The organism is Archangium gephyra, from assembly GCF_049060025.1.
Classification (GTDB): Bacteria; Myxococcota; Myxococcia; order Myxococcales; family Myxococcaceae; genus Archangium; species Archangium gephyra_A.
The window spans coordinates 3,869,771-3,895,116 of sequence record NZ_JBMEQQ010000002.1 but is presented as its reverse complement, the minus strand read 5'-3'; the positions used below and the strand labels follow the sequence as shown (position 1 = coordinate 3,895,116).

At 69.3% G+C, this 25,346-nt stretch carries 22 protein-coding genes and 2 pseudogenes; 9 read left to right on the top strand and 15 right to left on the bottom strand.

Annotated features, from left to right (window positions below; genetic code table 11):
- Positions 1–353: 353 nt before the first annotated feature.
- The 4 genes and pseudogenes from ACN28I_RS16870 to ACN28I_RS16855 all read right to left on the bottom strand — a co-directional run.
- Positions 354–530: pseudogene (locus ACN28I_RS16870) on the bottom strand (DUF4139 domain-containing protein); the annotation flags it as partial.
- A gap of 368 nt (positions 531–898) precedes the next feature.
- Positions 899–1,219, bottom strand: a pseudogene (locus ACN28I_RS16865) (DUF4140 domain-containing protein); the annotation flags it as partial.
- Between the two features lie 75 nt (positions 1,220–1,294).
- A complete protein-coding gene (locus tag ACN28I_RS16860) occupies positions 1,295–2,272 on the bottom strand; it encodes an SDR family oxidoreductase (RefSeq protein WP_420943028.1) in 978 nt (325 codons plus the stop codon).
- Complete coding sequence (locus tag ACN28I_RS16855; RefSeq protein ID WP_420943027.1) at positions 2,269–3,075, bottom strand: lysophospholipid acyltransferase family protein; 807 nt, start codon at positions 3,073–3,075, stop codon at positions 2,269–2,271. Before ACN28I_RS16855 ends, ACN28I_RS16860 begins: the two co-directional genes overlap by 4 nt.
- Positions 3,076–3,267: 192 nt before the next feature.
- On the opposite strand from ACN28I_RS16855, the gene ACN28I_RS16850 reads away from it, so the two are divergent.
- Positions 3,268–4,248, top strand: a complete 981-nt coding sequence (locus tag ACN28I_RS16850; RefSeq protein ID WP_420943026.1) for an alpha/beta hydrolase — start codon at positions 3,268–3,270, stop codon at positions 4,246–4,248.
- 78 nt (positions 4,249–4,326) lie between these two features.
- On the opposite strand, the gene ACN28I_RS16845 is transcribed toward ACN28I_RS16850, so the two are convergent.
- From ACN28I_RS16845 to ACN28I_RS16825, 5 genes are all read right to left on the bottom strand, one after another.
- Complete coding sequence (locus tag ACN28I_RS16845) at positions 4,327–4,887, bottom strand: NUDIX hydrolase (protein WP_420943025.1); 561 nt, start codon at positions 4,885–4,887, stop codon at positions 4,327–4,329.
- 4 nt (positions 4,888–4,891) lie between these two features.
- A complete protein-coding gene (locus ACN28I_RS16840) occupies positions 4,892–5,746 on the bottom strand; it encodes a SirB1 family protein (protein ID WP_420943024.1) in 855 nt (284 codons plus the stop codon).
- Positions 5,747–5,797: 51 nt separating this feature from the next.
- Positions 5,798–6,076, bottom strand: a complete 279-nt coding sequence (locus ACN28I_RS16835; RefSeq protein WP_420943023.1) for a hypothetical protein — start codon at positions 6,074–6,076, stop codon at positions 5,798–5,800.
- A gap of 12 nt (positions 6,077–6,088) precedes the next feature.
- A complete protein-coding gene (locus ACN28I_RS16830; RefSeq protein WP_420943022.1) occupies positions 6,089–6,715 on the bottom strand; it encodes a hypothetical protein in 627 nt (208 codons plus the stop codon).
- 158 nt (positions 6,716–6,873) lie between these two features.
- The gene (locus ACN28I_RS16825) at positions 6,874–7,701 is read right to left on the bottom strand and encodes a hypothetical protein (RefSeq protein ID WP_420943021.1); all 828 of its coding nucleotides are present in this window, start codon (positions 7,699–7,701) and stop codon (positions 6,874–6,876) included.
- A 180-nt stretch (positions 7,702–7,881) separates the two neighbouring features.
- Here ACN28I_RS16825 and ACN28I_RS16820 point away from each other — a divergent pair, with 180 nt between their 5' ends.
- Together ACN28I_RS16820 and ACN28I_RS16815 are read left to right on the top strand one after the other, a co-directional pair.
- A complete protein-coding gene (locus tag ACN28I_RS16820; protein WP_420943020.1) occupies positions 7,882–8,202 on the top strand; it encodes a DUF2795 domain-containing protein in 321 nt (106 codons plus the stop codon).
- Positions 8,203–8,353: 151 nt separating this feature from the next.
- On the top strand, positions 8,354–8,584 hold the full coding sequence (locus tag ACN28I_RS16815) for a hypothetical protein (protein WP_420943019.1): 231 nt from the start codon (positions 8,354–8,356) through the stop codon (positions 8,582–8,584).
- Positions 8,585–10,480: 1,896 nt separating this feature from the next.
- Here the strand turns inward: ACN28I_RS16815 and ACN28I_RS16810 are convergent.
- Together ACN28I_RS16810 and ACN28I_RS16805 are read right to left on the bottom strand one after the other, a co-directional pair.
- Positions 10,481–12,337 carry a serine/threonine protein kinase gene (locus tag ACN28I_RS16810; RefSeq protein ID WP_420943018.1) on the bottom strand — a complete coding sequence of 619 codons (1,857 nt, stop codon included), beginning with the start codon at positions 12,335–12,337 and terminating at the stop codon, positions 10,481–10,483.
- Positions 12,334–13,170 carry a DUF2381 family protein gene (locus ACN28I_RS16805; RefSeq protein WP_420943017.1) on the bottom strand — a complete coding sequence of 279 codons (837 nt, stop codon included), beginning with the start codon at positions 13,168–13,170 and terminating at the stop codon, positions 12,334–12,336. Before ACN28I_RS16805 ends, ACN28I_RS16810 begins: the two co-directional genes overlap by 4 nt.
- A gap of 241 nt (positions 13,171–13,411) precedes the next feature.
- Here ACN28I_RS16805 and ACN28I_RS16800 point away from each other — a divergent pair, with 241 nt between their 5' ends.
- Both ACN28I_RS16800 and ACN28I_RS16795 read left to right on the top strand, forming a co-directional pair.
- Positions 13,412–14,314, top strand: a complete 903-nt coding sequence (locus ACN28I_RS16800) for a hypothetical protein (protein ID WP_420943016.1) — start codon at positions 13,412–13,414, stop codon at positions 14,312–14,314.
- Complete coding sequence (locus ACN28I_RS16795) at positions 14,314–14,754, top strand: CoA-binding protein (protein WP_420943015.1); 441 nt, start codon at positions 14,314–14,316, stop codon at positions 14,752–14,754. The genes ACN28I_RS16800 and ACN28I_RS16795 overlap by 1 nt, the downstream gene beginning before the upstream one ends.
- A 13-nt stretch (positions 14,755–14,767) precedes the next feature.
- On the opposite strand, the gene ACN28I_RS16790 is transcribed toward ACN28I_RS16795, so the two are convergent.
- Positions 14,768–15,643 (bottom strand): patatin-like phospholipase family protein, encoded by an 876-nt coding sequence (locus ACN28I_RS16790; RefSeq protein ID WP_420943014.1) that lies wholly within the window; start codon positions 15,641–15,643, stop codon positions 14,768–14,770.
- A gap of 103 nt (positions 15,644–15,746) precedes the next feature.
- On the opposite strand from ACN28I_RS16790, the gene ACN28I_RS16785 reads away from it, so the two are divergent.
- From ACN28I_RS16785 to ACN28I_RS16770, 4 genes are all read left to right on the top strand, one after another.
- The gene (locus tag ACN28I_RS16785; RefSeq protein ID WP_420943013.1) at positions 15,747–16,643 is read left to right on the top strand and encodes an ArsR/SmtB family transcription factor; all 897 of its coding nucleotides are present in this window, start codon (positions 15,747–15,749) and stop codon (positions 16,641–16,643) included.
- Positions 16,640–20,155 carry a methionine synthase gene (gene metH / locus ACN28I_RS16780; protein WP_420943012.1) on the top strand — a complete coding sequence of 1,172 codons (3,516 nt, stop codon included), beginning with the start codon at positions 16,640–16,642 and terminating at the stop codon, positions 20,153–20,155. The genes ACN28I_RS16785 and metH overlap by 4 nt, the downstream gene beginning before the upstream one ends.
- Positions 20,156–20,325: 170 nt before the next feature.
- Positions 20,326–21,324 (top strand): terpene synthase family protein, encoded by a 999-nt coding sequence (locus ACN28I_RS16775; protein ID WP_420943011.1) that lies wholly within the window; start codon positions 20,326–20,328, stop codon positions 21,322–21,324.
- Positions 21,325–21,365: 41 nt separating this feature from the next.
- A complete protein-coding gene (locus tag ACN28I_RS16770) occupies positions 21,366–22,907 on the top strand; it encodes a hypothetical protein (protein WP_420943010.1) in 1,542 nt (513 codons plus the stop codon).
- Here ACN28I_RS16770 and ACN28I_RS16765 read toward each other — a convergent pair.
- The 3 genes from ACN28I_RS16765 to ACN28I_RS16755 all read right to left on the bottom strand — a co-directional run bounded on the left by ACN28I_RS16765 (position 22,817) and on the right by ACN28I_RS16755 (position 25,342).
- Positions 22,817–23,152: a hypothetical protein gene (locus ACN28I_RS16765; protein WP_420948653.1), complete on the bottom strand. Its 336-nt coding sequence runs from the start codon at positions 23,150–23,152 to the stop codon at positions 22,817–22,819. The two genes, ACN28I_RS16770 and ACN28I_RS16765, sit on opposite strands and share 91 nt — an antisense overlap.
- Positions 23,040–24,392, bottom strand: coding sequence for a cytochrome P450 (locus ACN28I_RS16760; RefSeq protein WP_420943009.1), 1,353 nt, complete (start codon positions 24,390–24,392; stop codon positions 23,040–23,042). Before ACN28I_RS16760 ends, ACN28I_RS16765 begins: the two co-directional genes overlap by 113 nt.
- 98 nt (positions 24,393–24,490) lie before the next feature.
- Positions 24,491–25,342, bottom strand: coding sequence for a YwqG family protein (locus ACN28I_RS16755; protein WP_420943008.1), 852 nt, complete (start codon positions 25,340–25,342; stop codon positions 24,491–24,493).
- Positions 25,343–25,346: the final 4 nt, after the last annotated feature.

Genomic DNA, 25,346 nt, shown 5'->3' with positions numbered 1-25,346 from the left:
TTCTTCTTGGGAGAAGCGGGTGCCGCGCCGGGGGCGGGCGGAGGGGGTGGGGCACCTCCCGCGCGGAAGGCGCCGGTGGGCCTGGGCGCGGACATGGGGGGGGGCGGCGCGGATACGGAAGGCATGGCCTGGGAGGCGCGCATCGGTGCGGGTGGAGCCATGGGCTTGGGGGCGCCCCCTGTCACGGGCTCATCCCTCAGCACCGGAGCCTTTTGGGGCACTGGCCCGGCCGCCGCAGCACCGATCCCGTCGAACACCATGCCGGAATCAGGACGGGACGGGCTCGGGGGCCGGGCCGTGTCGTAGCCGGCGAACAGCTCCTCGAGTCCCGGGGGCGGCTCGCGCCAGCCCGAGCGGGCCGGAGGCGGCTGACGCCGGCCGATGCGCAGGGCCTTCAACTCCGGCACGTCGGCACGCCGCTCCAGGTGCGCGGTGGACAGGGCCAGCCGCACGTTGCTCCAGTCCTCGCCGGTGCGCTGGATGAGGGAGGCGCGCATGCGCAGCACGCCGCCATCGAGCGTCCGGGACATCCGCAGGTCGTAGCCCGGCACCCAGCGGGCACCGTGCACCGCGTACTCGAGCGCGAGCTGCGCGGCCTCGTCCGCCGGGCCCACCTCGGAGAGGGTGATGACGGCCGCCCGGTAGAGCTGGGCACGGTGGCCCCGCACCGCGGACGAGCTCCTCGTTCACCCGCCGCTGGCGCAGGTTCACCTCCTCCGTCAGGTCGCCCTGCTGCCGCTCCAGCGCGATCCGCCGGTCGTGCAGGGGGGCGAAGCTCCGCATCGACGAAGCCCGCCAGCGAGAGGATGGCGGTGAGGGAGGACTCGCGCGGCTCGTGCGGCTCGTCCTTCTTGCGCGGGGGGAAGGAGGGTTTGAGCTTCTGGAGGGCCGCGATGTCCCGCATCACGCGCTCCATCTCCGCGTTGACGGCGGCGAGCTTGTCCCGGGCCTCCTCCAGGGCGCGTTGTGCGGCGGGGATGTCCGTCTCCGGGGGCAGCCGCACATCGTAGGCGGGGCGGATGTCCCGCACCTGGAGCCCCCGAGGGCCCTTGAGCACGGCGGCCCGGAGCGAGCCGGTGCGCAGCCCGAGGGGTAGGCCCTCGATGCGCACCTGTCTGGGAAGCCGGCCGTTGTCGGACGGCACCGCGGCCAGGCGTGTGCAGAGCGCGCCCTCGGCATGCACGGTGACGGCATCCAGCGTGGACGGTACGACGACCATCGAAGCCCCCTCGGTCGGGATTGCACCGCGGAGGCTAACCGGGATGGGGCCCGGATCGCGAGCCCTCGGGCCCTATTACCTCAGCACCCCGAGTGCCTCGAGCCGGTCGAAGAGCTCCTCCCGGCGCGGGCGCGGGGGAGGGTTGGCCGCCAGGAAGGACTCGATCGTCTGCACCTCGTCGTAGCGGGAGGTGAAGCCGGTGGCCTCCTTGAAGGCGCGCGCGTCCACCACGATGGGGTACTGCAGGTGGTAGAGCGCTCCGGGAGGCAGCCGCGGCAGCCCGAAGCGGCCGATGAGCTGGCGCAGCACCATCATCGGCAGCGGCACCGGCTGGCGCTGGGCCTGGCGGATGATGACGGACAGCGGCAGCGGCTGCGGACCCGCCACGTTGAAGACGCCGCGCACGCGCTTCTCCACCGTGAGCGTGATGGCCGACGCCACGTCGTCCTCGTGCAGGAACTGGAAGAGCGGATCATACCCCGCCACCATGGGCACCCGCCGGCCGCGCAGGAAGGTGGCCAGCGTGCCCTGCGCCGAGGGCCCCAGCGAGTAGCACACGCGCAGCACCGACGTGGTCAGCTCCGGGTAGCGCCACAGCGCCGTGGAGGCGTAGAGGTCCGCCGCCACCAGGTCCCCCAGCTCCGGGAAGGAGGCCAGCTCCTTCGGGGGCTCGTCCTCGGTGTGGTACAGCGCCGAGTCCGGTGCCGCTCCGTAGAAGGTGTGCCGGCCCACGAAGAGGGCGTGCTTCACCCCGTATTCGCGGCAGTGCTCGAACACCACGCGGGTGCCGCCCAGGTTGATGCGGTGGCGCTCCTCGCCCTGCACGCGCAGCGACGTCACCGTGGCCATGTGCACCACCGCCTCGGGCCGCCGCGTGCGGAACACGTCCTCCGCCGCCCGCTTGCGCAGGTCCACCTCGTGCACCTCGATGTCCGAGGGCGCGTCCTCCCACGGCCGCGTGTCGATGCCCGCCACCGTGTGGCCCTTGTCCCTCAACTGCAGCGCCACGCGCCGGGCCACCGCTCCGCCAATCCCCAGGATGAGGATCCTCATGACTCCACGCCCTTCCAGCGCTCGTGACGGCGCCGCTCGACGATGCCCGCGATGCGTTCCTTCACCTGCTCCACGTACCCCTGGATGACCGTGTCCTCCTCGTTGCCCGTGCCCTCGAACACCATGGGCTCGCCGTAGTGGATCTCCAGCGGCACGGGGAGGGGCACGGGCAGCAGGTACGGAGTGACGGGGACGTACGGCATTCCGAGCACCTTGCCCAACCCGTAGAGGTTGGCCACCGTGGGGATGGCCGCCCCGCCTCCCAGGAAGCCAAAGGGGATGATGGGCGTGCGCGTCTTGAGCGCCAGGCGCATGAAGCCCGTGCCGAAATCCACCAGGTCATAGCGCTGCGGGTAGAGCTTCGCGGTGCCGCGCGCGCCCTCGGGGAAGATCATCAGCAGCCGGTCCTCCTCCAGCAGGCGGATGGCGTGCTCGGGCAGGCCGGGGAACTGGCCACAGCGGCTGGCCCACGTGGAGGCCACCGGCGTGGCGTTGATGAACTTCTCCGCCATGCCCTGCGCCAGCCGCGGCGGCTCCATCTCCAGGAAGCACGAGGTGACCACCATGGCCCCGTCCACCGCCACCCCGCCCGAGTGGTTTCCCACCACCATGGCCCTCCCGCGCGCCGGCACGTGCTCGATGCCGTGGCAGCGCACCCGGAAGTAGCTCCGGTAGAAGAAGGACATCAACTCGAAGATGACCCCCAGGTGCCACTTCGACACGCCGTAGGGATCCACCCCGTACGCGTTGAATGGCAGCTCCAGCCGCTCCAGCCGCTCCTTCACCGACTCGTCGCGTTTCACGCCTTCTCCCCCTCCAGGGACACCGCCCTCCATCGTGTCAGATTCCGCTTGGGGGGCCCACCTCCCCATACCTTGTGTTCTCCGTGAAAAGTTATTTTCATTGGTTATGTCTGGATGTCAGGAATATCAGGCCCACCCGTATTTTATGGGAAGCGCTGCTTTCCAGATGAGCCGTGCAGAGGGAGGGTGGAGATGAAGACGATGAGCCGCGTGATGGGAACCTGGATGGCGCTGCTGCTGGTGCTGGCGCTTCCGGTACCGGCCGAGGCCACGGGTCCTCGGGATGTGAAGGTGGAGCGGCGGGAGTTCCCGGTGCGGCTCGCCAACGGGCAGAGCTACACGGTGGTGGGCTACCTCTACTACCAGGGCAGCCTGAAGAACCGGCCGGTGCAGATCCTCTCGCACGGCATCACCTACAACCACGGCTACTGGGACCTGCCGGAGCTCGACGGCCAGGGGTACTCGTACGCGCGCTACATGGCCCGCCGGCACTACGCGGTGCTCGCGTTGGACCTGCCGGGCACGGGGGAGAGCGACAAGCTGGACGGGGATGCCCTGAACCTGGCCGAGGCGGCGAGCGCCCTGCACCAGGTGGCGGTGCACCTGAGGGCCACGGCGGAGAAGAACACCTTCGAGACGCTCATCTACGTGGGGCACTCCTTCGGGGCGCTCATCTCCACCGTCGCGCAGGCGCAGCACGGGGATGCCCAGGCGGTGGTGAACACGGGCTGGCTGAACACCCAGCACGAGGTGCCGGTGGATGGGAGCGTGCTCCTGGCGTTCCTGGAGCAGGGCCCCTACATCCGCTTCCCCGGGGAGATGCGCAGCGCCCTCTTCTACAACCCGGCGAACGCGTCCCCGGCGGTGATGGCCCACGACAACGAGGTGGCGGACGCCGTGACGCGGGGCCAGTACCTGGACCTGCTGACGGTGCTGGCCTCCCCGCAGCTCATTCCCGCCGCGGAGCTCCGGGTGCCGGTGATGGTGCAGCTCGGGGAGCTGGACCTGGTGGCGTCGGGCGCCTACGCCGAGGCCGAGTCGACGATGTACCCGAATGCCCCGTCCGTGTGGGTGGACACGCTCGCCAACACCGGGCACGTCCTCAACGGCCACTACGGCAAGGAGCGCGGCTGGGCGGCGATCGACCAGTGGCTGCGCCGCGTGGTGCGCTGAGGGTGTCACGGGGGGCCCGGGAGTGGGCTGCCGTCCGCGTGACGCGGGCGTCCAACGCGGAGGACCCCCCGGCGAATTTCAGCGGGTTTCGCCGGCCTGGGCGCGCAGGTGCTCCAGGTAGAAGGCCACCACCACCAGCGAGTGGGTGATGGCCCCACCCAGCACGAGCTGGGGCACCGCCGAGCGGGGGTGCAGCTCCACGGTGATGTCCTCGCCCGCGTCCTGCTTGCCCTCGTGCGCCTTCACGCAGTCGAGCGCCAGGTAGCTGTGGCACACGTTGCTCTGGATGGCGGGATTGGGGTGCACCTGGCCGAGCCTCACCACGCGGCCCGGCACATACCCCGTCTCCTCCTCCAGCTCGCGCGCGGCGGCGGCCGCGGGGTCCTCTCCCGGCTCCACGAGGCCGCCGGGAATCTCCAGCGTCGTCTCCTGGGTGCCGAAGCGGTACTGGCGGATGAGCACGAGCTGGTCGTCCTTCGTCACCGCGACGACGTTCACCCAGTCGGCGCTGTCGATGACGACCCGGGGCTGCTCGTGGCCGGTGCGCGGGTCCGCCACCACGTCCTGACGGACCTTGAGGACGCGGTAGTCGTGCTCCAGGCCCCGGCGAAGGCGGGGCCACGGTTTGATGGGGCTCATCGGCTCAGTTCAACAGCTCGGCGCGCTCGCGCAACTCCCGGGCCGTCAACTCCAGCCGATCCCTGTCCGGCGCCTCCGGCGACAGCTCCAGGCAGCGCTCCACGTCCTTGAGGGCCGCCCGGTAGGCCCCCAGGTTGGCGAGCAGGGCCGCCCGCGTGCGCAGCTCGCCTGGATGGTTGGGGGCCAGCATCAGCAGCAGGTCCACCACCGCGAGCCCCCGCTCGCTCTCGTCGCGCTCCAGGTACACCCGGCGCAGGTTGGAGAGCATCCGGTAGGTGATGAGCTCCACCGGCGCCGGCGCCAGCATGGCGGGCGTGAAGCGCAGCTGCGGCGCCACCCGCTCCAGCAGCTCCTTGCAGCCCTCCTCGGTCAGGATTTCTCCACCGTTGTACGGGTCCACCACCAGCTTGTGGTCCCCCGCGCTGCAGGCCACCAGGAAGTGCCCGGGGAAGGGCACGCCATAGAGGGGGATGCCCGCGCGCCGCGCCACCTCCAGGTACACCACCGAGAGCGTGATGGGCAGGCCCACCTTGTGCTCCAGCACCTGGTCCAGGAAGCTGTTCTCCGGCGCCTGGTAGTCGTCCTCGTTGCCGCGGAAGCCTTCGATGTCCGCGAGCACGTGACGCAGCGCGGTGAGGCCGGCCATCACCTCGCCATGGCCGGTGTGCCGCTCCATCTCCAACTGCACCCGGGCGGCCAGCGCGTCCAGCGTGTGCAGGTACGCCGCGACGTCCAGCTCCGGCCGGTTCAGCGTGGCGATGGCCAACGCCGCCAGGTCCAGCCGCGGCGGATCCGACGCGAGCGCGGATACCAGGCGTTCGCGGGCTACCGGCGGGCTCAAGGTCGAGGTGATGCTCACGGCGGGAAGGACTAACCCAGGCAAGAGGGAACGGCAAAGGCAGGCAGGCAGTCAGCTCCGGGGGGGTTCGGGGGGCAACAGCCGCCCCTTGATTTCCGCCCGCATCGCCACCTGGGCCGAAATCAGTCCCGAAAGGAGACCGTCCTCGAACTCGAAAGTCGGGTGTTCCTTGAGTTTGGGGAAGTCATGCGGGTTGCGCAGCTCCTCGGGGGTGATGTTGGGCACCACCTCGCGGGCCAGGCGCAGCACCTTGGCCTGCTGCTGGGAAATCATCCGCTCGAAGAGCTTGCCGGCAATCTCCAGCATCTCGAGTCCGCTCTCTTCCGTCATGGTCTCCTCGGTTCAGTGCTGGGCGATGTCCCACTTCACCCGGCGCCACGTGCGCCGGAAGGACTCTATATCCCCCTCGACCGCGTCCCGCTCCTCTTCCCGGCCATCGAGGAAGGCCACGAAATCGAGCTGCTGGCCGGGCTGGCCGTATTCGGCGTCGAAGAGGCGGACGATTTCGTTGGCGGGAAGGGTGCGCCGGCCGGCCACGTCCACCAGGCCGATGCGCACCCCGCGCATGTCCTGGGAGGGGGCGTAGGACTTGTAGACGAGCTCGGTGCACACGAGGGTGGAGTCGGAGAAGAAGTCGAAGTTGAAGTCGTAGGGCCGCCCCTGCAAGTGGAAGGCGCGGGCGATGGCGCGGGCCTTCTCCACCGGGGACAGGCGCGGGCGCAGGACGCCGAGGTAGTCCACGTGCATGCCGTGCTCGGGGCCGGTGAAGGACACGCCCTCGCTAATGGACTCGATGATGCGCATGGCGTCGCCGTGGCTGTCCGGGGCGGTGTAGGTGGCCCACTTGGCGGGGTACTCGCGCGCCAGGTGCCCGGCGAGCGTCTGGGGCGAGCCGGGCAGCGTCTTCAGCCAGTCGCGCACCCCGGCGTCGCCATCGAGGAAGGTGGCCCAGTCCTGTGGGGTGCCCACGTAGAGGCTCGGCGTGGGGCCAGAAGCCGGGCAGGCCGATGTTGGAGAGGTACCAGTTCTGCCGGGCCACCAGGATGTCGCCCGGCTGCATGCGCGCCAGGAGGGCGAGCGTCTGCTCGCGCCGGATGAGGGGCTGGCCGATGCGCTTCACCCGGGTGTCACCCATCCACTCGGCCACCGAGCGCTGCACGGGGAAGACGGCCTGGGCGGTGGAGTCCTTGAGGACGTCCGCGCCGGCCTTGGCGAAGAGGGTGAAGCCGCGCTCGAGCAGCTTGCTCCGGGCCGCCTTGGAGTTGTGCCGCATCTCCTGGAGGAGCCACACGGCGCGGCGCACGTTGAGGATGCCCGTCTTCTTGAAGAGGGGCCGGAGCTGCTCGCCGTAGGTGTCGCCCGTCATGAGCTGGGTGCTGGTGGAGACGTGGATGGCCTTCTCCTTGAAGCGGGCGAAGGTGCGCGCGGGCAGGCCGTACTCCTCGGCGGGCTCGTCCAGGAGCACCTCGAGCTGCTTGCGGCCGCTGGTGAGCTTCCGCGTACGTCAGCCCGTGGGCCAGCTCCGTGGTGAGCGCCCCGTGGGTGAGCAGGAAGCCCCAGGCGTGCTTCGTCTGCTGGGTGAGCGCCGGCACCTTGATGAAGTCCCAGTAGCGCTGGCGGATGAGCTCGAGCGAGGCGAAGTAGTCGGAGAAGGCCGCCCAGGTGGTGAGCAGGGTGCGCTTCTCGTCCGGCGTGTAGGGGATGTCCTGCTTGCGGTGGTAGAGGCCGCGCGTCTTGGAGATCTGCTCCTGCAGCGCGCGCAGGCCCTGGGCGTAACGCTCGACGGCCTCCAGGTCGCGCAGGGCCTGGTCCACGAAGGCACCATCCCCCAGCGAGTAGACGCTCGTGGCGTCGGAGGCGGAGGACGTGGCCTCGGAGGCCTGGAGAGCGGGCGAGGGAGCGGCGGGAGGCGCTGCGAGCGCGAGCCAGGTGACGAGCAGGGGAGTGGAGAGCATCGGAAGTCCCGGAGGAGGTCTGGGGAGCGGCACTCTACCCTGGCCCTGGCTGGATGGCTGCCCGGGAGGCACGGCCGAAAGGGTCATGACGAGGTGGCCCGCCAGACATTCCATCCACAGTTTGAAGCCGAGGCCCGGGAGCGGAGAGGGAAGCCCGGGCGGAAAGGCACAGGACACGAGATGGCATTCGGATTTGCGGAGAACCCGGCACTCTCCATCACGCCCCACCTGGACTCCGTGGACTACCCGGCCACGCGCGAGCAGATCGTCTCGGCCGCGGCGGACAACGGCGCCTACATGGACATCATCAACGTCCTCAAGTCGCTGCCGCAGGAGGAGTACCAGTCCCGGGAAGACGTGATGAGGGATCTGGCGGAGGCGGCGCGGCGTTTCGCGTTGGGTGGCCGCGACTACAGTGACGATGGGGTGGATCGGGATCGGCGCAACATCGGCCGCGACCTGGTGGAGAACGCCCCGGATGGGAACCAGCGGCATCCGTAGTCACGGGTGACGAGTCGTGCAGTCGAGGCGCTCGCGGGCGCCGGCCACGTGCCGGTCCTCGCGGGCGCTGTGTTTTTACTGGCACCCGATGGCTTCGCTCGCGGTCCGCTGTGTAGGCTCCGAGCCACGACGGACTCAGGGGGCCAGGGCGATGAACCGCGTGCGCGTGATGGCAGGGATGCTGGTGCTGATGATCGGGACCGCGTGTCCCGTGGGTGGGGAGGCGGGAATTCTGCGCCAGGCCATGCTCAAGGACCTCGCCAATGAAATGGCTCAAGACGGTTGCCAACCCGCGGATCTTCAGGAGCGGTGTGGGGACCAGTACTACGATGCCTGTCTGGAGACATGCATCGAGAAGATGAACAGGAGGGACCGGAGATGAAGTGGCGCAGCCGGCTTGCTGTCCTGCTGGCGTTCCTGCTCCCAGTTCCACTGATCTGGGCCGCGAACAGGCTGCTGGTAGGTGCGCTGACTGGGCCCATTGTACGAGAGGACGCGGGCAGGTTTGTCCCCATGCTCCCACCCGACGAGGCGAGCCGATTACTCACATTCGCGAGGTCCTGTGCGGGGGATGAAGATTGTGAGGCCCCGCTCGTCTGTCTGCGCCAGTTGAAGTGGAAGAGAGCCTGCGTGGCGAGCACCTGTGAAACGAATGCGGACTGTAGCAGTGGCCTCTCCTGCTATTCCGTCGCAGTGGGCGAACGAGTGGTGCGCATGTGTGGTGCTCCAGGTGAGGTCTCGGAGGGTCAATTTTGTACGGAGCTTCCTCGTGAACGGAGCTGGGCGTGCGCACCGGGCCTGGTCTGTACCCAGATGGCATGTCGCCGCCCCTGCCAACCTCAGGATCCCCAGAGTTGCCCCGGTGGGTATTTTTGTAGCGCTGCGGATGTGAAGGGCCCCGTGTGTCTGCCTTCCTGTGAGGGGCAATCCTGTCCGGAGGGAAAAAGATGCGTGTCACTGATGCATGGAGCCTCGGTGTGCGCGCGGGTGCATGGAACGGATTGCCAGCTCGAACCCTGCCCGGCGGGGCAGGTATGCGATGTTTCGGTCCGGGAGTCACAAGCTGGGGTGGGGATGAGGTGCGCGCCTGCATGTAGCAAGCAGGGGCTACCATGCCCCGAGGGGTTTTCGTGTATCGGGGAGACGTGCCGTCAGCAATGCAAAGCCGACGAGCCGGGCGCCTGTGGGCCTCTGGAGAAGTGTGCGGGATTTTCGGAGCGCTCCCCAGGAGTGTGTATTTTCAACTTCGGGCAATGAGGGCGCGAACTCCTGTATGGCCGCCTGTGAGGAGGAGCTGGCGAGAAGGAGCCGGAAATGACGTGGCGAGCCCGGCTTGCCGTCCTCCTGGCATTTTCATTGGCAATCCCGTTGATGTGGGCGTTGAACGGGCTGCTGCTGGGGGGCCTGAAGACATCCGGAACACGCGAGGATGGCAGCAGGATTGTTCCAATCCTTGCGCCAGACGAGTCGAGACGGTTGCTCACCTTTGAAAAGCCGTGCAGCGCGGATGAGGACTGCGATGCTCCACTCGTCTGTCTACGAGGAAAGTTGCTGTGGAAGGCTGCCTGCGTGGCCAGTCAGTGTGCGACGGATGAGGATTGCAGTGAGGGCCTCTCATGCTACTCAATCCGGACAGGCCAACGCGTGGTACGCAGGTGTGGGGCTCCAGGCAGGGCGACAGAGGGGATGTTTTGTGTGGAGTTGCCCCTCAAACCTGAAATGGGGTGTGCGCCGGGTCTGATGTGTACCGACAAGAGATGCCGCCGCACCTGTCGGCTCCAGGAGCCCCAGGACTGTCCCGGTGGGCATTTCTGTAGTGCCGCGGATGTGAAGGGCTCCGTGTGCCTGCCGAGCTGTGAGGGCCAGGCTTGTCCGGAGGGACAACGGTGCGTGTCGCTGCCGCACGGAGCCTCCGTGTGCGCGCGGGTACATGGAACGGATTGCCAGCTCAATCCCTGCCCGGCGGATCAGGTGTGCGATGTCTCAGCCCAAGAGTTGAAAAATGATGTGTGGATGAAGTGCGCGCTTGCGTGTGGCGGGCAGGGACCCTCGTGCCCCGAGGGGTACTCATGCATGAGCGAGCGCTGCCTCCAACAGTGCAACTCGGATGCTCCGGATGCCTGCGGGCCGAGGCAGAAGTGTGTGGGATTCTCCGAGAGCCAACCCGGGTTTTGTATCGTCGATTCTGGCAAGTGAGGAGCGCCCGGTTTCGGGTCCTCCTCCCGGAGGCACGCGGCGCACGGAGCGCCACGGTGCCCACAGGCCCGAGTGGAATGGCTCAGCGCCAGTCCGGCGGGGCCATGTTGACGCGGGGCACGTAGTAGCCCTCGGGCCCCTGCAACACCGTCTCGAAGCGCGGATCGTTGAGCACGGCGCTGCCCGGGCTCTTGTCCACTCGCGCCGGGTCCACCTTGGCGCCATGCATCGGCAGCTTCGCGTACGTCGGGATGCCGTACTGGTGCTTGCCATCCACGGCCACGCCACAGATGGGATACGAGGTGCCGTCCGATAGATAGAGACGGTCGAACTGGATGTAGACGCGGTTGGGCGTCGTCACCGCCTCGCCGGTGATCTTCAGGTACAGTTCCTGGCCGTTCATCTCCACGAACATGGAGGCGGCGACGGGGCCCGGCTTGAGGTTGAGGGCGCCTCCATCCTCGATGGATTCATCCGAAACCGGAGTGCCCGATTCCGGCTCGATGAAGGAGCCCTGCTCGTCGGGCTTGATGCCCAACCTGGCGGGGGTGGCACGGGCTTCGGGGGAGCAGCTCGCGAGGTAGCCGATGGGATCGGGCCGCACGGGAGTGGTGGCGCACCCGAGGAGTTGCGCGGAGGCCGCACTCAGCAGGCTGGTGAGTAGCGCGCACCTGCGCGAGCTCGCCGGAGGCGGAGTGGGGGAGGCCACGGGGGCTTCGGAGTGGGAAGAGGTGGGCAAGGGCTGTGTTCCTTTCTCGGAATGCGCCGGAGTGGCCAGCGCGGTGGGCTCCGCGTGGAGCAGCATCCACCCTATCCCGAGCACTCCCAGCCCAAGGGCCAGCGCGGCGAAGTGCCGGAGCCGCCTTCCCTCCCACCACGCGCGGGCGGGCGGAGGGTTCTCCTGAGGAGGGGCAGAGGGCTCTGGCTCCGGGAGTTCCTCCCGAGGCTCTTCCAGCATGTCCACCTCCGGGAACAGCTCCCTCACCCGCGTGCACTCGGAGGGGCGCTGCGCCGGAGCCTGCCAGGGCGCGGTGTGCCCCTCTTCCCCGAGCAGCCGCTCCAGCTCCTCGCGTACGGCCCTGGCGCTTGGAGGGCGCTGGTCGGGGTCCTTCGCCAGCAGCCGAAGGGTCAGCACGCACAACGACTCGGGCGCACCGGGCTCGAGCCGTCCGGGCTCCAGCGGCGGCGTGGTGGCGATGGCCGCCAGCAACTGCTCCAGTGGCACCCGGGTGCTGAAGGGACGGCAGTTGGTGAGTGTCTCGTACAGCAGCACGCCCACGGCATACAGATCCGCTGCGGGACGGGCTTCCAGCCGCGAGTCCCGGGTTGAAGTCTCCGAGATCAGGGACGCCAGGAAGAGGACGGCCTCGGGTGGCTGGCAATGGAGCGTCCCCGGCGCGAGCCCATCCGTCAGCACGCTCGCACAGGGCAGGTGCACCGTGCCGAAGTCGATGAGAAAGGGGGTGTCGTCTCCCTCTCGCACCAGCAGGTTCTCCGCTTTCACGTCCCGGTGGCAGATGCCGCGCTCGTGCAGCACCTCGAGCGTCTTCAGGAACTCGCACAGCACGCCCACGGTCCGCTGCAACGTGACGCGCTCGTCCCAACGCCAGACGTGGAAGGTGCTTGCGGAGACGTAGGGTGTGACGAAATAGGTGTAGCCCTTCTCCGGGTCGGGCCACCGGCCCCACTCGAGCACCGGCAGCAGTTGGGAATGCTCCAGGTGTTCCAGGGAGAGCACCTCGCGGCGCATCCAGTCATCCACCCGATCCTCGTCCTCTTTCGAGGCGGGCCGGGCCGCCATCTTCAATGAATAGCGGCGGCCCTCGCGCTCCACCAGGAAGACGAAGGAGAAGCCACCCACGCCCAGCCGGCGCACGATGAGGAAGTCCCGGATGCGGTGCCCCGAGCGAAGCTGGTGGGGGCTCAGTGGCGGGTTCATGGGTGCGTCCGCACTTCTTCGAGGGGGAGCGGCTGGAAGGCCCCAGGTGAGTCCTCTCCGTCCAACGCCAGCTCCAGCCGCGAGGCACCTTCCGGGAGAACACCCGTCAGGATGTGGCGCTGGCGTATCGGCCCGGCTTCTCCTGAGACCAGGTGCGTGGGCCACTCCAGGAGGACGCCGTCCGTGAGCGCCGCCCGCAGTCGCGCCTGGACCAGCCGCCACGGGGAGGTGCCCTTCTTGCGGCTGCGCAGGGCCACGGTGGCGAAGAAGCGCCGCTCCATCCAGAGCACGGATTCGGCCTCTCCCCGCGAGGCTCGTGTCTCGAGGTCCACCGTCTGCTGCGGGACGCCGAGCGTGGCGCGGCCGTCGGGTGTGGACAGGAGGCCCCGGGCCAGGGACTCCACGGCGGCCGCATCGGTGGAGGGCTCGCCCTTCACCACGCGCACCTGGATATCCACCGCGTCGCTCCGGGTGACGAGCACGAAGCGGAGGGGTCTGGCATCGGGCCCGGTCTCCACGGTGAGGGGGATCTGCTCATCCTCTCCCAGGTCCGTGGTGGGAACGATGATCAGCGAGCCGTTATCCATCGGAACCAGTTGGAGGCGCTTCTCGTCCGCGGGAAGCGTCACGGCTCCGAGTCTCAGGGGGGCTTCGAACAGAAGGAGCGAGGCCATCCCCGCACGCACCTGGAGCGCGAGGGGGGGCACCTGCTCGGGCCGGACAGGGGCCACCAGCATGCGCCGGCGGATCCACGGTGAATCCAACCGGACCTGCGCAGAGGCCGGGGCGGAGAGCAGGAGGGACAGGACGAGGAGCCAGGAACCAGGGCGCACGTGAGCACTCTCAGGGCAGGCGCGCAGGGTAGGGGCGGTCGGCTCGTGGGGGCAAGGACAAACCCACTTGCGCGGTCAGCCAGGGAGAGCCCACTTCGGAGATTGCCTCCGCCCCTGGATGGGCCTTCCGGCCGCGAGTTGAACGAACTTGTCCAACAGTCGGACAGCTTTTGGAAGACCGCGCCCGTGCCCTCGAACCGCTCGCGAGTCCCGGGGCTTTCTGCCAGCGTGCGCGGCCGTCATGCGCCTTCTCCATTCGAGCTTCCTGCTGCTCCTCGTGGCCCTGGTCAGCGCGTGCAGCCGCAACGCCCCCTCGCTGGTGCCCGCGCCGGGCGCGCCGCCTCCCGCTCGGCTCGAGTTCAAGCCTCCCGACGGTGCGGTCCTCACGGAGTCGCTGAAGAGCTCCGTGGGGTGGAGCGGCGCACCGGGCACGCAGGACGCGGAGTTGACCACCGTCACGCGTTTCACTCCCGAGCAGAGCGGCTGGCTCCTCACGCAGCGGGTGACGCAGGCGCGCTACACCCGGGAGGGGGCTCCGGTGGAGACGCTCGTGGATGACGTCCTCACGCGCTTCCCCTTGCGCGTGCGGCTCGCGGGGGATGGCACCTTCGTGGGCGTGGTGGAGCCGGAGGCCGCGCTGGCGGCGCTCGCGGCGGTGGCTCCGGCGGGACAGGACGTCTCGCTCCTGGAGGGCTTCTTCGCCCCGGAGGCGCTGGAGGCGCGCACGCGGGCCGAGTGGGAGGCGAAGTACGGCGGCCTCTACGGGCGCGCCTGGGAGCCGGGCGCTCAGTCCTACGTGGTGGGCACGGTGCCGCTGGGCGGGCGCGAGGTGACGTACCTGCTGGAGCGCACCTTCACCGGGACGCTTCCCACCGAGCACGGCGAGGCGATGGTGTTCTCACTGCACTGTCTGGCGGCGCCAGGCGCGGAGGCGTCCCCGCGGGTGCTCGAGGCGTTGAGCCAGGCGGGAGACCCCGAGCTGACGCCCGGGGTTCAGTGCGAGGGAGAACAGTTGCTCGGCAGAGGCCGTTTCATCCCGGTGCGACGCGGGCTCACCTTGCGGGCCACATTGGGTGACGAGACCTGGACGTGGGCAGCGAAGTCCCAGTTGGAGTCGCTGCAGGCGCCCGAGGAGGAGCGGTGATGAGCTACGAGCAGAACCTCATCGAGGACGAGGCGGGCATCCGCGCGGTGGTGCAGGCCAGCAAGCGCGTGGCGGTGCTGGGCATCAAGACGGAGCAGCACGGCGGCCAGCCGGCCTTCTACGTGCCGCAATACCTGGCGAACGCGGGCGTGGACGTGGTGCCGGTGCCCGTCTACTACCCGGACGTGACGCACATCCTCGGCAAGCCCGTGTTCCGGCGGCTGGTGGACATCCCGGGGGACATCGACCTCGTGGACGTGTTCCGCCGGCCGCAGGACATCGACCAGCACGTGGAGGACATCCTCGCCAAGAAGCCGAAGGCCGTCTGGTTCCAGTCGGGCATCCGCAACGACGCGGCGGCCCGGCGGCTGGCCGAGGCGGGCATCCAGGTGGTGCAGGACCGCTGCCTGATGGTGGACCACCGGCGTTACGGGCGCTGACCGCCTCCTGCGGTCACGCCTGCTCGAAGGGCACCGGAGGCCGGGCGATGGCGCGCTCGGCGCTGAGCTTCGCCTGGTGCAGGGCATCGAAGCCCCGCTCCATCTGCGACGGCGACACCGGCGGCAGGGTGGACACCACCACGTAGACGGGGACGTTGCGCTCCTTCAGCAGCGAGAGTTGCAGCCGGAAGTGGTCCTGCCTCAGCGCCGCCGAGCCCGCGGCAATCCCCTGTGCGTACGCCATGGGGCCTCCCAGCATCTTGCGCGTGCGGCTCGGCAGGTAGTGCACGAGGATGGCGTCCAGGTCCTTCCCGAAGGCGCTGTCCCGCATCGCCAGCGCGGGCGCCTTGTCCACCAGTCCTCCGTCCCAGTACAGGTCCCGCCCCAGCCGCACCGCGCGGAACAGGCCCGGGTAGGCGCACGTGGCGTGCACCCGCGGCGCCAGCTCGCCCGAGGTGAACACCTCATGCGTCCCTTGCGTGAGGTTGGCGCTCACCAGCAGCAGCGGGTGCGGCAGCTCCTCGAAACCGTGCACCGGCAGCGTGTCCTCCAGCAGCCGGCGGAAGCGCTCGCCCTTGAGCAGGCCCGTGGCCCCATGGCCCTCGCTCGGAAACGCGTTGAGCACCGCTCCGATCGGATCCGGATCCCAGAACGCCTGCCGCGTCTGCTTGAGGACCAGCTCCTCGATGGTGTGCACGCTCGCCCCCGCGGCGGCATACGCGGCCACCAGGCCTCCGGCGCTCGTCCCGGCGTATGCCGAGGGCTTCAACCCCGTGGCCGCCAGCCCCTTGAGGAACCCGGCATGTCCATAGAAGCCGAAGTACCCGGCGGAGAGGACGAGTCCGAAACGTTTGCCTTCGAGGAGCTGGTGCAGGGAGGGAGCGGCCATGGCGCGTCTCTAGACGACCCTTCCCCACATGGCAACGCGCCGCGTCGCCCCGGTGCTCTTCCCTGGCATTCCGCGTCATATCGACGTATGTTGATTCACCGATATGGAAGAGCTGTCCCAATCCTTCCGGGCCCTGGGTGACCCGACTCGTTTGCGCATCCTGCGGCTGATGGCGCGGGCCCCGCTGAACGTGTCGGAGCTGGTGTCCCTGGTGGGGGTGGCGCAGTCCTCGGTGTCCCACCACCTCGGGAAGCTCAAGGGGCTGGGCCTCATCCGCGAGGAGCGGCAGGCGGGCTTCACCTATTACTCGCTGGCGCTGGAGCCCCAGGACGCGCGCTGGCCGCTCATCCGGCTGGCCCGCGAGGCCGCGGACGAGGAGGGGGACCTGGCCCGGCTGGAGGATCTCCTGCGCCAGCGCGAGGACCGGCAGGCCCTCAACGAGCGGCTGCTGGAGCCGGGGCAGTCCTGGTTCCTCTGGGCGGGGGCGCTGGCCTCGCTGCTGCCGGCGCTGGACGTGGCGGACTTCGGGTGCGGCACGGGCGTGCTCTCGGTGGCCATCGCCCGGTGGGCCTCGCGGGTGTGGGCCATCGACCAGAGCGAGGCCGCGCTGGTGCAGGCCCGCGAGCGCGCCGCCCGCGAGGGCCGCTCCAACATCACCTTCCTGCGCGAGGACCTGCACCGGCTGTCGCTGCCGGCGGGCGAGCGCGACCTGGTGGTCATCTCCCAGAGCCTCCACCACACGGAGTCCCCGCCGGCGGTGCTGGCCGAGGCCGCGCGCATCCTCAAGCCCGGGGGCAAGCTGGTGCTGTTGGAGTTGATGCCCCACGACGAGCGGTGGGTGCTGGAGCGGCTGGGCCACCGGCACCTCGGCTTCGCCCCGGAGACGCTCGAGGCTTCCCTGCGCGAGGTGGGCTTTGGCGCCCTCACGCGCGAAACGCATGCACGCGAGGGGGCGAGCCCCTTCCGCGTCTTCCTCCTCACCGGAGTCAAACAGTCATGAGCAGCCACCTTCCCGCTCCTCTTCCTCCTCCTCCGGGGCAGCACGGCCGCCGCGTGGAGGCCCTGCGGGCCGCGATGCGCGAGCGCGTGCTGGTGCTGGATGGCGCCATGGGCACCCAGTTGCAGAACCAGAACCTCAAGGCCGCGGACTTCGGCGGCGCCGAGTACGAGGGCTGCAACGAGTACCTCGTCCTCACCCGGCCGGACGTCATCGAGGGCATCCACGCCGCGTACTTCGCCGCGGGCGCGGACGTGACGGAGACGGACAGCTTCGGTGGCACGCCGCTGGTGCTCGGCGAGTTCGGCCTGTCGCACAAGGCGATGGAGATCAACATCGCCTCGGCGAAGCTGGCGCTCCGGGCCGCCGAGGCCGCCGAGGCGAAAGACGGGCGGATGCGCTGGGTGGCGGGCTCCATCGGCCCCACCACCAAGGCCATCAGCGTGACGGGTGGCATCACCTTCGAGGAGCTGGTGGACAACTTCGCCGCGCAGGCGGAGGGGCTCGCGCTGGGCGGCTCGGACTACCTGCTCATCGAGACGTGCCAGGACACGCGCAACGTGAAGGCGGCGCTGCTCGGGTGCGAGCGCGCCTTCCGCAAGCTGGGGTGGAAGCTGCCGGTGGCGGTGTCCGGCACCATCGAGCCCATGGGCACCATGCTGGCCGGCCAGTCCGTGGAGGCGCTGGCGGCCTCGCTGGAGCACGTGGAGCTGCTCTACCTGGGCCTCAACTGCGCCACCGGCCCCGAGTTCATGACGGACCACATCCGCTCGCTGGCCGCCATGAGCCCCTTCGCCGTCTCGTGCGTGCCCAACGCGGGCCTGCCGGACGAGAACGGGCACTACCTGGAGTCCCCCGAGATGCTGGCGCGCTCGCTGCGCCGCTTCTGTGAGCAGGGCTGGCTCAACGTGGTGGGTGGCTGTTGTGGCACACACACCGGCCACGTGTCCGCCATCGCCGAGGCGGTGAAGGGCCTCACGCCTCGCCGCCAGCTCCCGCCTCCGCGCTCGACGCTCTCAGGCGTGGACTTCCTGGAGGTGCGCAACGAGGAGCGCCCCGTCATCGTCGGCGAGCGCACCAACGTCATCGGCAGCAAGAAGTTCAAGGAGCTCATCGTCGCGGGGCAGCTCGAGGACGCCTCGGAGATCGCCCGCGCCCAGGTGAAGCGGGGCGCGCAGGTCATCGACATCTGCCTGGCCAACCCGGACCGGGACGAGCTCGAGGACATGCGCCGCTTCCTGGACGTCGTCGTCAAGAAGGTGCGCGTGCCCCTGATGATCGACTCCACGGACGAGCGCGTGCTCGCCATGTCGCTCACGTACTCGCAGGGCAAGGCCATCATCAACTCGGTCAACCTGGAGGACGGCGAGGAGCGCTTCGAGAAGGTGGTGCCCCTGGCGCGTGAGTTCGGCGCGGCGCTGGTGGTGGGCTGCATCGACGAGAAGGGCATGGCCGTCACCCGCCAGCGCAAGCTGGAGGTGGCCGAGCGCTCCTTCGAGCTGCTCACCGGCAAGTACGGCATGAAGGCGGAGGACCTGTACTTCGATCCGCTCGTCTTCCCGTGCGCCTCGGGCGACGCGCAGTACACGGGCAGCGCGGTGGAGACCATCGAGGGCGTGCGGCTCATCAAGCAGCGCTTCCCCCAGTGCAAGACGGTGCTGGGCATCTCCAACGTGTCCTTCGGCCTGCCCACCGCGGGCCGCGAGGTGCTCAACTCCGTCTTCCTCTACCACTGCGTCCAGGCGGGCCTGGACATGGCGCTCGTCAACTCGGAGAAGCTCGAGCGCTACCCGTCGCTGCCTCCCGAGGAGCGCCAGCTCTCCGAGGATCTGCTCTACAACCGGGGCGCGGATCCCATCACGCCCTTCGCCGCGCACTTCCGCGAGCGCAAGCCGAAGAAGGCCGACGTGAGCACGCTGCCGCTGGAGGAGCGGCTGCAGCGCTACATCGTCGAGGGCAGCCGTGACGGCCTCCATGCGGACCTGGACCTGGCGATGGCGAAGTACGCGCCGCTGGACATCATCAACGGCCCGCTGATGAAGGGCATGGACGAGGTGGGCCGGCTCTTCGGCGCCAACGAGCTCATCGTCGCCGAGGTGCTCCAGAGCGCCGAGTTCATGAAGGCCGCGGTGAGCTACCTGGAGCCGCACATGAGCAAGGCCCAGGCGGCCAGCCGCGGGAAGATCGTCCTCGCCACGGTGAAGGGCGACGTGCACGACATCGGGAAGAACCTGGTGGAGATCATCCTCGCCAACAACGGCTTCGAGGTGGTGAACCTGGGCATCAAGGTGCCGCCCGAGCAGTTGGTGCAGGCGGTGCGCGAGCACTCCCCGGACATCCTCGGCCTGAGCGGCCTGCTGGTGAAGAGCGCGCACCAGATGGTGGCCACGGCGGAGGACCTCAAGCGCCAGGGCGTGGACGTGCCCATCCTCGTGGGCGGCGCCGCGCTGAGCCGCAACTTCGTGGACCGCAACATCGCGCCGGCCTACGGGGGCGGCACGGTGGCGTACGCGCAGGACGCCATGAGCGGCCTGGAGCTGGCCAAGCAGATCGTCGACCCGGCCTCCCACGAGAAGCTCAAGGGCGAGCTGGCCGACCGCCGCACGAAGCTGTCGCAGCAGGACAAGGACCGGCCCAAGGCCAGCGCCCCGGTGGCCGCGGTGCGCAGCAAGGAGGTCTCCATCCTGGAGCAGGTGCCGCCCGCGCCGGACTACGTGCGGCACGTGCTGACCAACACGCCGCTGGACACCATCTGGCGCTTCATCAACCCGGTGATGCTCTACGGCCGCCACCTGGGCCTGCGCACCGCTTCCCGCGCGCTGGGCACCCCCGCCGAGGCGGACCTGGCCAAGACGGAGGAGGGCCGCAAGGCGCTCGCGCTCAAGGAGCAGGTGGAGAGCATCAAGGGCTCTCTGCGCGGCGGGCGCATGCATGCCAAGGCCGTGTTCCGCTTCTTCAAGGCGGGCAGTGACGGCAACCGCCTCCACCTCTTCGATGGCGAGACGGGCCAGCCGGGCGTCGTCTTCGAGCTGCCGCGTCAGGAGAAGCCGGGCGGGTTGTGCCTGGCCGACTTCGTCAAGCCGCTGGAGAACGGCGCGGCGAGCGACAACGTGGCCATGTTCGTGGTGACGGCCGGGCAGGGCATCCGCGAGCTGAGCGAGGAGTACAAGGCCAGGGGCGAGTTCCTGAAGATGCACGCCGTGCAGGCGCTCGCGCTGGAGACGGCCGAGGCCTACGCCGAGATGCTCCACACCCAGCTCCGCAGCATGTGGGGCTTCCCGGACAAGCCGGACATGACGATGCTCGAACGCTTCCGCGCCGAGTACCAGGGCAAGCGCTACTCCTTCGGCTACCCCGCCTGCCCCCGGCTGGAGGATCAGACGCTCCTCTTCCAGGCCCTGCGCCCCGAGGAGATCGGCGTCCAGCTCACCGACGGCTGCATGATGGAGCCCGAGGCCAGTGTCTCCGCGCTCGTCTTCCACCACCCCCAGGCACACTACTTCTCAGTGTCGTGAGAGGGTTGACCCCAAAGTAGGGTTCATGGGGGCGTGAAGCCCACATTTTAACACCTGGGTCAGTTTTGTCCCAGAGGTGGGTCATCCCCGATACTCGACGTGCGAGATCATGGTAGAAGTCCATCCCCACTGGTAGCGCGGTGGGGCGGAATGCCTCATCCTGGAGGCCCATGAGCACACGCAGTTCGGAAGGCCGTCATTTCGGAGTCGTTCGGGAGCTGAAGAACCAGTACGCGGAGGCCCGGTCCCCGGGGGTTCCGGAGGAGCACCTGGAGCGGATCCAGGCGCGGGTGAAGGAGCTGGTGCCTTCCCTGATGGCCTGGCGGGAGCGCTTCCCGGCCATCATGGCCTCGCGGCTCAAACCCGCCACGTTGGGTAGTGTGGCCGGGCACCCGGAGTTGACGCTCGAGCAGCACCTGCTCATCGCCAAGGCGGGGCTGCTGGTGTTCGCCGTGGACGACATCGCCGATGGAGAGATCGGCGCGCTGGAGGACGCGGAGGTGCAGCGCGTGCTCGAGCGCTACGTGGAGACGGTCCGGGCGCCGGACTCGCTGGAGTGGGCGGGCGCGGACGAGGCCAGCTTCGTGGGCGGCGCGGTGCAGGACGTGGCGAGGCAGCTCCACGCGGCGCCCGGAGCGGGGCGTTTCCTGTCGCTCTGGCAGGAGCATTTCCGGCGCATGGGCGCGGGCCACCTGACGGAGCTGCGCGACAAGCGCCGCTACCAGCGGGAGGGCGCGCTGCCCACGCTGGAGCATTACCTGGACGTGTCGCGGTGGACCTGCGGCGCGCCCATGTACCACTGCGCGGCGCTCGTGGTGCTCGCGCCGGACTTCGCCGGGGAGCCGCTCCAGGAGCCGCTCGTCGAGCACGCCCTGTCGGACATGGGGCTGCTGGGCCGGTGGATGAATGACGTGCGCAGCCTGGAGCGCGAGCGCGCCGAGGGGAAGTTCAACAGCCTCACCCTGCTGTGCGCGGCGGGGATGCCCGAGGCGGAGGCCGAGCGCGAGGCGGTGGAGCGCTCCGGCAAGCACCTCGAGTCGCTCTCGAACGTCGCCGGACAGCTTCCCGAGGCCTTGCGTCCCTGGGGCAAGACGCTGGTGGCCACGGGCCACTTCAGCCGGATGTTCTACATGCAGCGCGAGTTCCACCACCCCGAGTCCAGCGGCTAGGCGCGCCACGCTTCCGCCGAAGTCCCTCCCGAAGAGGTCTGATGAAACGTATCCAGGATGTCTTGTTGGCGGAGCTGCACTCGCTGGTGTCTTCACTCGGCGCGAAGGGCGGGTTGATGAGCCCTTCCGTCTACGACACGGCGCAGATGCTCCTCACCCTGCCTCCAGCGGAGGGTGGCTGGCCCGCCGTGGAGTGGCTGCTGTCCCAGCAGCATCCCGATGGCGGTTGGGGTGATCCGGCCATGCCGCTGCACCGCGACATTCCCACCCTCGCGGCCGTGCTCGCGCTGCGGGAGTACGGCCGCCGCCAGGGAACCCGCTCCGCCATCCAGGAGGGCGTGGCGTTCCTGCGCAAGCAGGCGGCGCTGTGGGCCACCATGGCCCATGACGATCTGCCCGTGGGTGGGGAGATCGTCCTGCCCGGCCTGTTGAATCAGCTCGACGCGGCCGGGGAGATGCACATCCCCCGCAGGCCCTACGGCAAGCTGATCGAGTTCGGCGAGCGCAAGCGACAGTCCGTCGCGAAGCTGCCGATGCTGCCGGGCATGCCCTGGAACCACGTCTGGGAGATCACCGGCACCGAGCCGGATCCGCGGATCATCGACGGCTCGGGAGGCCTCAGTCACAGCCCGGCGGCGACGGCGGCGTGGGTGAAGGCCGCCTCGGACCGGCCGGAGCTGGAGGACACCGTGGAGCGCGCGCGCCGGTACCTGTCCAACGCCGAGCGCGCGTGCGAGATGGGCATTCCGGGCGTCACCTCGACCATCTACCCCTTCGAGCGCTACGAGCAGGTCTTCTCGCTCTACGCCCTGCAGATCGCCGGCGTGCTCAAGGATCCGCGCCTCGAGGGCGTGGTGATGCCGATCGTCAAGGAGCTGGTCACCGCCCTGACTCCCAAGGGCATCGCGATGAGCGACCACTTCCTGCAGGACGGGGATGACACGGCGGCGGCCGTGATGCTCCTGCACGAGTTCGGCTACCCGGTCGACCTCTCGGTCCTCTACCGCTTCCAGAAAGACGACCACTTCGTCGCCTACGCGGGGGAGATGCACCCCTCGCCGACGGTGACGGCCCGCTGCATCCACGCCCTGGTGGTGATGGGCCAGGACGTCGCGCCCTTCCAGCGCTTCCTGCTCGACCGCCAGGACGCGGATGGACGCTGGACGGTGGACAAGTGGAACCGCTCCTGGCTGTACACCACGGGCCACGCGGCCATCGCCCTCGTCGGCTCTCCGCACGTGGAGGCGCTGCGCGAGGCCGTCGAGGCCGTGCTCGTGTGCCAGAACCGCGACGGCGGCTGGAGCACCAACGGCCCCTCCAACCTGACGGAGACGGCCTACGCGGTGCTGATGCTCGCCTACCTGGAGCGCCAGGGCTTCTCCAACCAGGGCATCGTCCTGTCGTTGGACCGGGCCTTCGCGTGGATGCTGCAGAACTACCGGCCCTTCGCCCGTCCCGAGACGAAGGTGAAGTGCTGGATCGCGAAGGAGCTCTATCGCGTGGACCGCATCGACTCCATCTTCGAGCTGAGCGCCATGTTGATGCTCGACCAGCGCAAGTCGAAGGAGCGCGGGGGCGGCTGAGGCCCTCGGGGCACTCCACGCGGGTGCCCCGGGCTTCGAGCGGGTGGTTGCGCTACGCCACCTGGCTCGCGTCGCGGGTGGCGGCGTCCTCGCGGTGCTTTACCCGCATCTTGAGGTGCGAGGGGCGCAGGGTCACCGTGAGGACCTCGGGGGAGCTCCTTGTCGTCGACGAGCTCGACGTTCAGCCGCTGCACCATGGTCGCGACGATGAGCTGCTTCTCCATCATGGCGAAGTGGTTGCCGATGCAGGTGTGCGGGCCCGCGCCGAAGGGAAAGTAGGCGTAGCGCGGAAGCTGCTTCTCGAGCTTCCGGCCGGAAGCGGTCGGGATCGAAGCGCTCCGGGTCCGGGAAGAACGTGGCGTCCCGGTGGATGATGTAGGGCGGCATGAGGACCATCTGCCCCTTGGCCAGGCGGTACCCCGCGACGTCCAGGTCCTTCGTGGGCGCGCGTGCCAGCATGAAGATGACGGGGTAGAGCCGCAGCGACTCCTTGATGACCTGGAGCGTGTAGCGGAGCTGGGGCAGGTCCTCGAATGCCGGCGGACGCCCACCCAGGACGGTGTCCACCTCCTGGCGCACCCGGGCGAGCACCTCGGGGTGCCGGGCCAGCAGGTACCACGTCCAGCCCAGCGAGAGCGCCGTCGACTCATGCCCGGAGTAGATGGTCATGAGATCGTTGTGGAGCTGATCCTCGCTGATGGGCTGGCCCTCCTCGTCGCGCACCTGCACGAGCGAGGACAGCATGTCCTTGCGCTGCCCATGGTCCACGCGCCGCTGGCGGATCATCCCGCGGAAGGTCGTGTCGATGGTGCGCAGGGCCTCGCGCACGCGCTTGTTGCGCGGCGTGGGCCAGGAGAGGGGAATCTGCACCAGGCTGGAGGTGAGGTACTCGATGTGCTGCAGGGCCTGCCCCATCGCGCCGAGCAGCTCGTTCGTCTCGTGGCGGTAGTCCACGTCGAAGAGCGTCTTGCCGATGATGCGCATCGTCAGGGTGGCCATCTCGTCGTGGACGTCGAACTCCTGGCCGTCCTTCCAGCCCGCGATGGCATCCAGGGTGTACTGCACCATGGTCTGCGTGAAGTGGGCGAGCTGCTCGCGCTGGAAGCCAGGCGCCAGGAGCTTGCGCTGCTTGCGGTGCTGGGGCCCGTGCAGCAGCACCAGGCTGCGCTCGCCCACGAGCGGGATGAACGTCTTCACCAGGGGGCCGCCATCCACGTCGTTGGCGTGGTGGTGCAGCAGGGTGTGCGCGATGGTGCCGGAGGTGACGACCGTGATGGGGAGCGGGCCCACGCGGATGGTGCCGATCTCTCCGCAGGTCTCCTTGAGGTCCCGGAAGAGCTTCAGCCGGTCGTGCCGGAAGCCGGACAGGTTCCCCGTCAGGAAGTGGCCCGGGAACCGGGGGATGGGCCTGGGCGTGGTGACGGCGGTGAGGGTGGGGGCGTCAGGAGGGGCCGGGGGGGGACTGGCGGGGGCGGGGGCTTCCATGGAAGTCCAGTCCTACACCCTGACCCAGGGGGTCGCCAAGACAGCGAGGCTGGATTGTTACAGCGGCGAGCAGGCGGGCGCGGTAGGCCCCCCGGACCCTACCTGCATTGCAGGCCCAGCCAGGCCCGGTCGAACCGGCAGGCGCGCAGGTCCTGCTCGCGGATGAGGAGGTAGAGGTTGCCGCCGTCGCCCCAGGTGAAGCCCGTCTGGTCATCCGAGCCGATCTGCCAGAGCAGGCGCCAGGCGGAGGCCCCGGGCTCGAGCCGCCGCGCCTCGGGGGAGTCGTAGCCGCGCGAGCCGCCGCAGTAGATGCCGTGGGAGACGAGCTGCGCCTCCAGGCGGGCGTCGTTCTGTATCCACCAGGGATGGCCCTCCACCTGGTGCGCGTGCTCGCCGCCGGAGAGCCGCTCGCGCAGCACGAGGTAGTCGTCCGCCTGCTCCGGGCCCCAATCGTCCGCGGGCACGGGGGCGCGGCGGTCCGCGGGGTCCGGCAGGCAGACGCCGAGCCGGGGCTCCAAGCGCAGGGGCAGGTCGAAGGCCAGGCCGGCGTCCTCCAGCTCCTTCGGAGGCGCGAGCGGCACGGCCTCGGCGCTGTGGGGGGTCCAGAGGAGCTTCCAATACTCGCTGTCCTTGGGGTTGTACCCCCAGCGTTGCTCCTGCGCGTCGTAGAAGAGGGCGAGGACACCGTCGCGGGGCAGGTGGGGCAGGGCCTCGCCCCGGCACGCGGCGAGCTCGGCGAAATCCAACTGGCCCACGAAGACGAGCGGGCCCCGGGGCGAGCGGGGCCATGGCGTGCCCGGTGGGACGAGCGGGTGTCCTCCATAGCGGCACCCGGGCAGGGTGGGATCCTCCGCGTCCCGGGCGGAGAAGAGGAGGCAGGGCGCGGCGACGGACTCGAGACGCTCGTGCCAGGCCTGGAGTGAGGAAGGAAGGGGAGGAAGTCCGAGCATGGGC

Bases quoted from the DNA above. Each gene is read 5' to 3' on its own strand.
- ACN28I_RS16820 (WP_420943020.1), top strand. From the start codon at position 7,882: ATGGCATTCGGATTTGCGGAGAACCCGGCACTCTCCATCACGCCCCAC.
- ACN28I_RS16835 (WP_420943023.1), bottom strand. From the start codon at position 6,076: ATGACGGAAGAGAGCGGACTCGAGATGCTGGAGATTGCCGGCAAGCTC.
- ACN28I_RS16860 (WP_420943028.1), bottom strand. From the start codon at position 2,272: ATGAGGATCCTCATCCTGGGGATTGGCGGAGCGGTGGCCCGGCGCGTG.
- ACN28I_RS16850 (WP_420943026.1), top strand. From the start codon at position 3,268: ATGAAGACGATGAGCCGCGTGATGGGAACCTGGATGGCGCTGCTGCTG.
- ACN28I_RS16800 (WP_420943016.1), top strand. From the start codon at position 13,412: ATGCGCCTTCTCCATTCGAGCTTCCTGCTGCTCCTCGTGGCCCTGGTC.
- ACN28I_RS16775 (WP_420943011.1), top strand. From the start codon at position 20,326: ATGAGCACACGCAGTTCGGAAGGCCGTCATTTCGGAGTCGTTCGGGAG.
- ACN28I_RS16815 (WP_420943019.1), top strand. From the start codon at position 8,354: ATGAACCGCGTGCGCGTGATGGCAGGGATGCTGGTGCTGATGATCGGG.
- ACN28I_RS16810 (WP_420943018.1), bottom strand. From the start codon at position 12,337: ATGAACCCGCCACTGAGCCCCCACCAGCTTCGCTCGGGGCACCGCATC.
- ACN28I_RS16770 (WP_420943010.1), top strand. From the start codon at position 21,366: ATGAAACGTATCCAGGATGTCTTGTTGGCGGAGCTGCACTCGCTGGTG.
- ACN28I_RS16790 (WP_420943014.1), bottom strand. From the start codon at position 15,643: ATGGCCGCTCCCTCCCTGCACCAGCTCCTCGAAGGCAAACGTTTCGGA.
- ACN28I_RS16760 (WP_420943009.1), bottom strand. From the start codon at position 24,392: ATGGAAGCCCCCGCCCCCGCCAGTCCCCCCCCGGCCCCTCCTGACGCC.
- ACN28I_RS16845 (WP_420943025.1), bottom strand. From the start codon at position 4,887: ATGAGCCCCATCAAACCGTGGCCCCGCCTTCGCCGGGGCCTGGAGCAC.
- ACN28I_RS16795 (WP_420943015.1), top strand. From the start codon at position 14,314: ATGAGCTACGAGCAGAACCTCATCGAGGACGAGGCGGGCATCCGCGCG.
- metH (WP_420943012.1), top strand. From the start codon at position 16,640: ATGAGCAGCCACCTTCCCGCTCCTCTTCCTCCTCCTCCGGGGCAGCAC.
- ACN28I_RS16785 (WP_420943013.1), top strand. From the start codon at position 15,747: ATGGAAGAGCTGTCCCAATCCTTCCGGGCCCTGGGTGACCCGACTCGT.
- ACN28I_RS16755 (WP_420943008.1), bottom strand. From the start codon at position 25,342: ATGCTCGGACTTCCTCCCCTTCCTTCCTCACTCCAGGCCTGGCACGAG.
- ACN28I_RS16825 (WP_420943021.1), bottom strand. From the start codon at position 7,701: ATGCTCTCCACTCCCCTGCTCGTCACCTGGCTCGCGCTCGCAGCGCCT.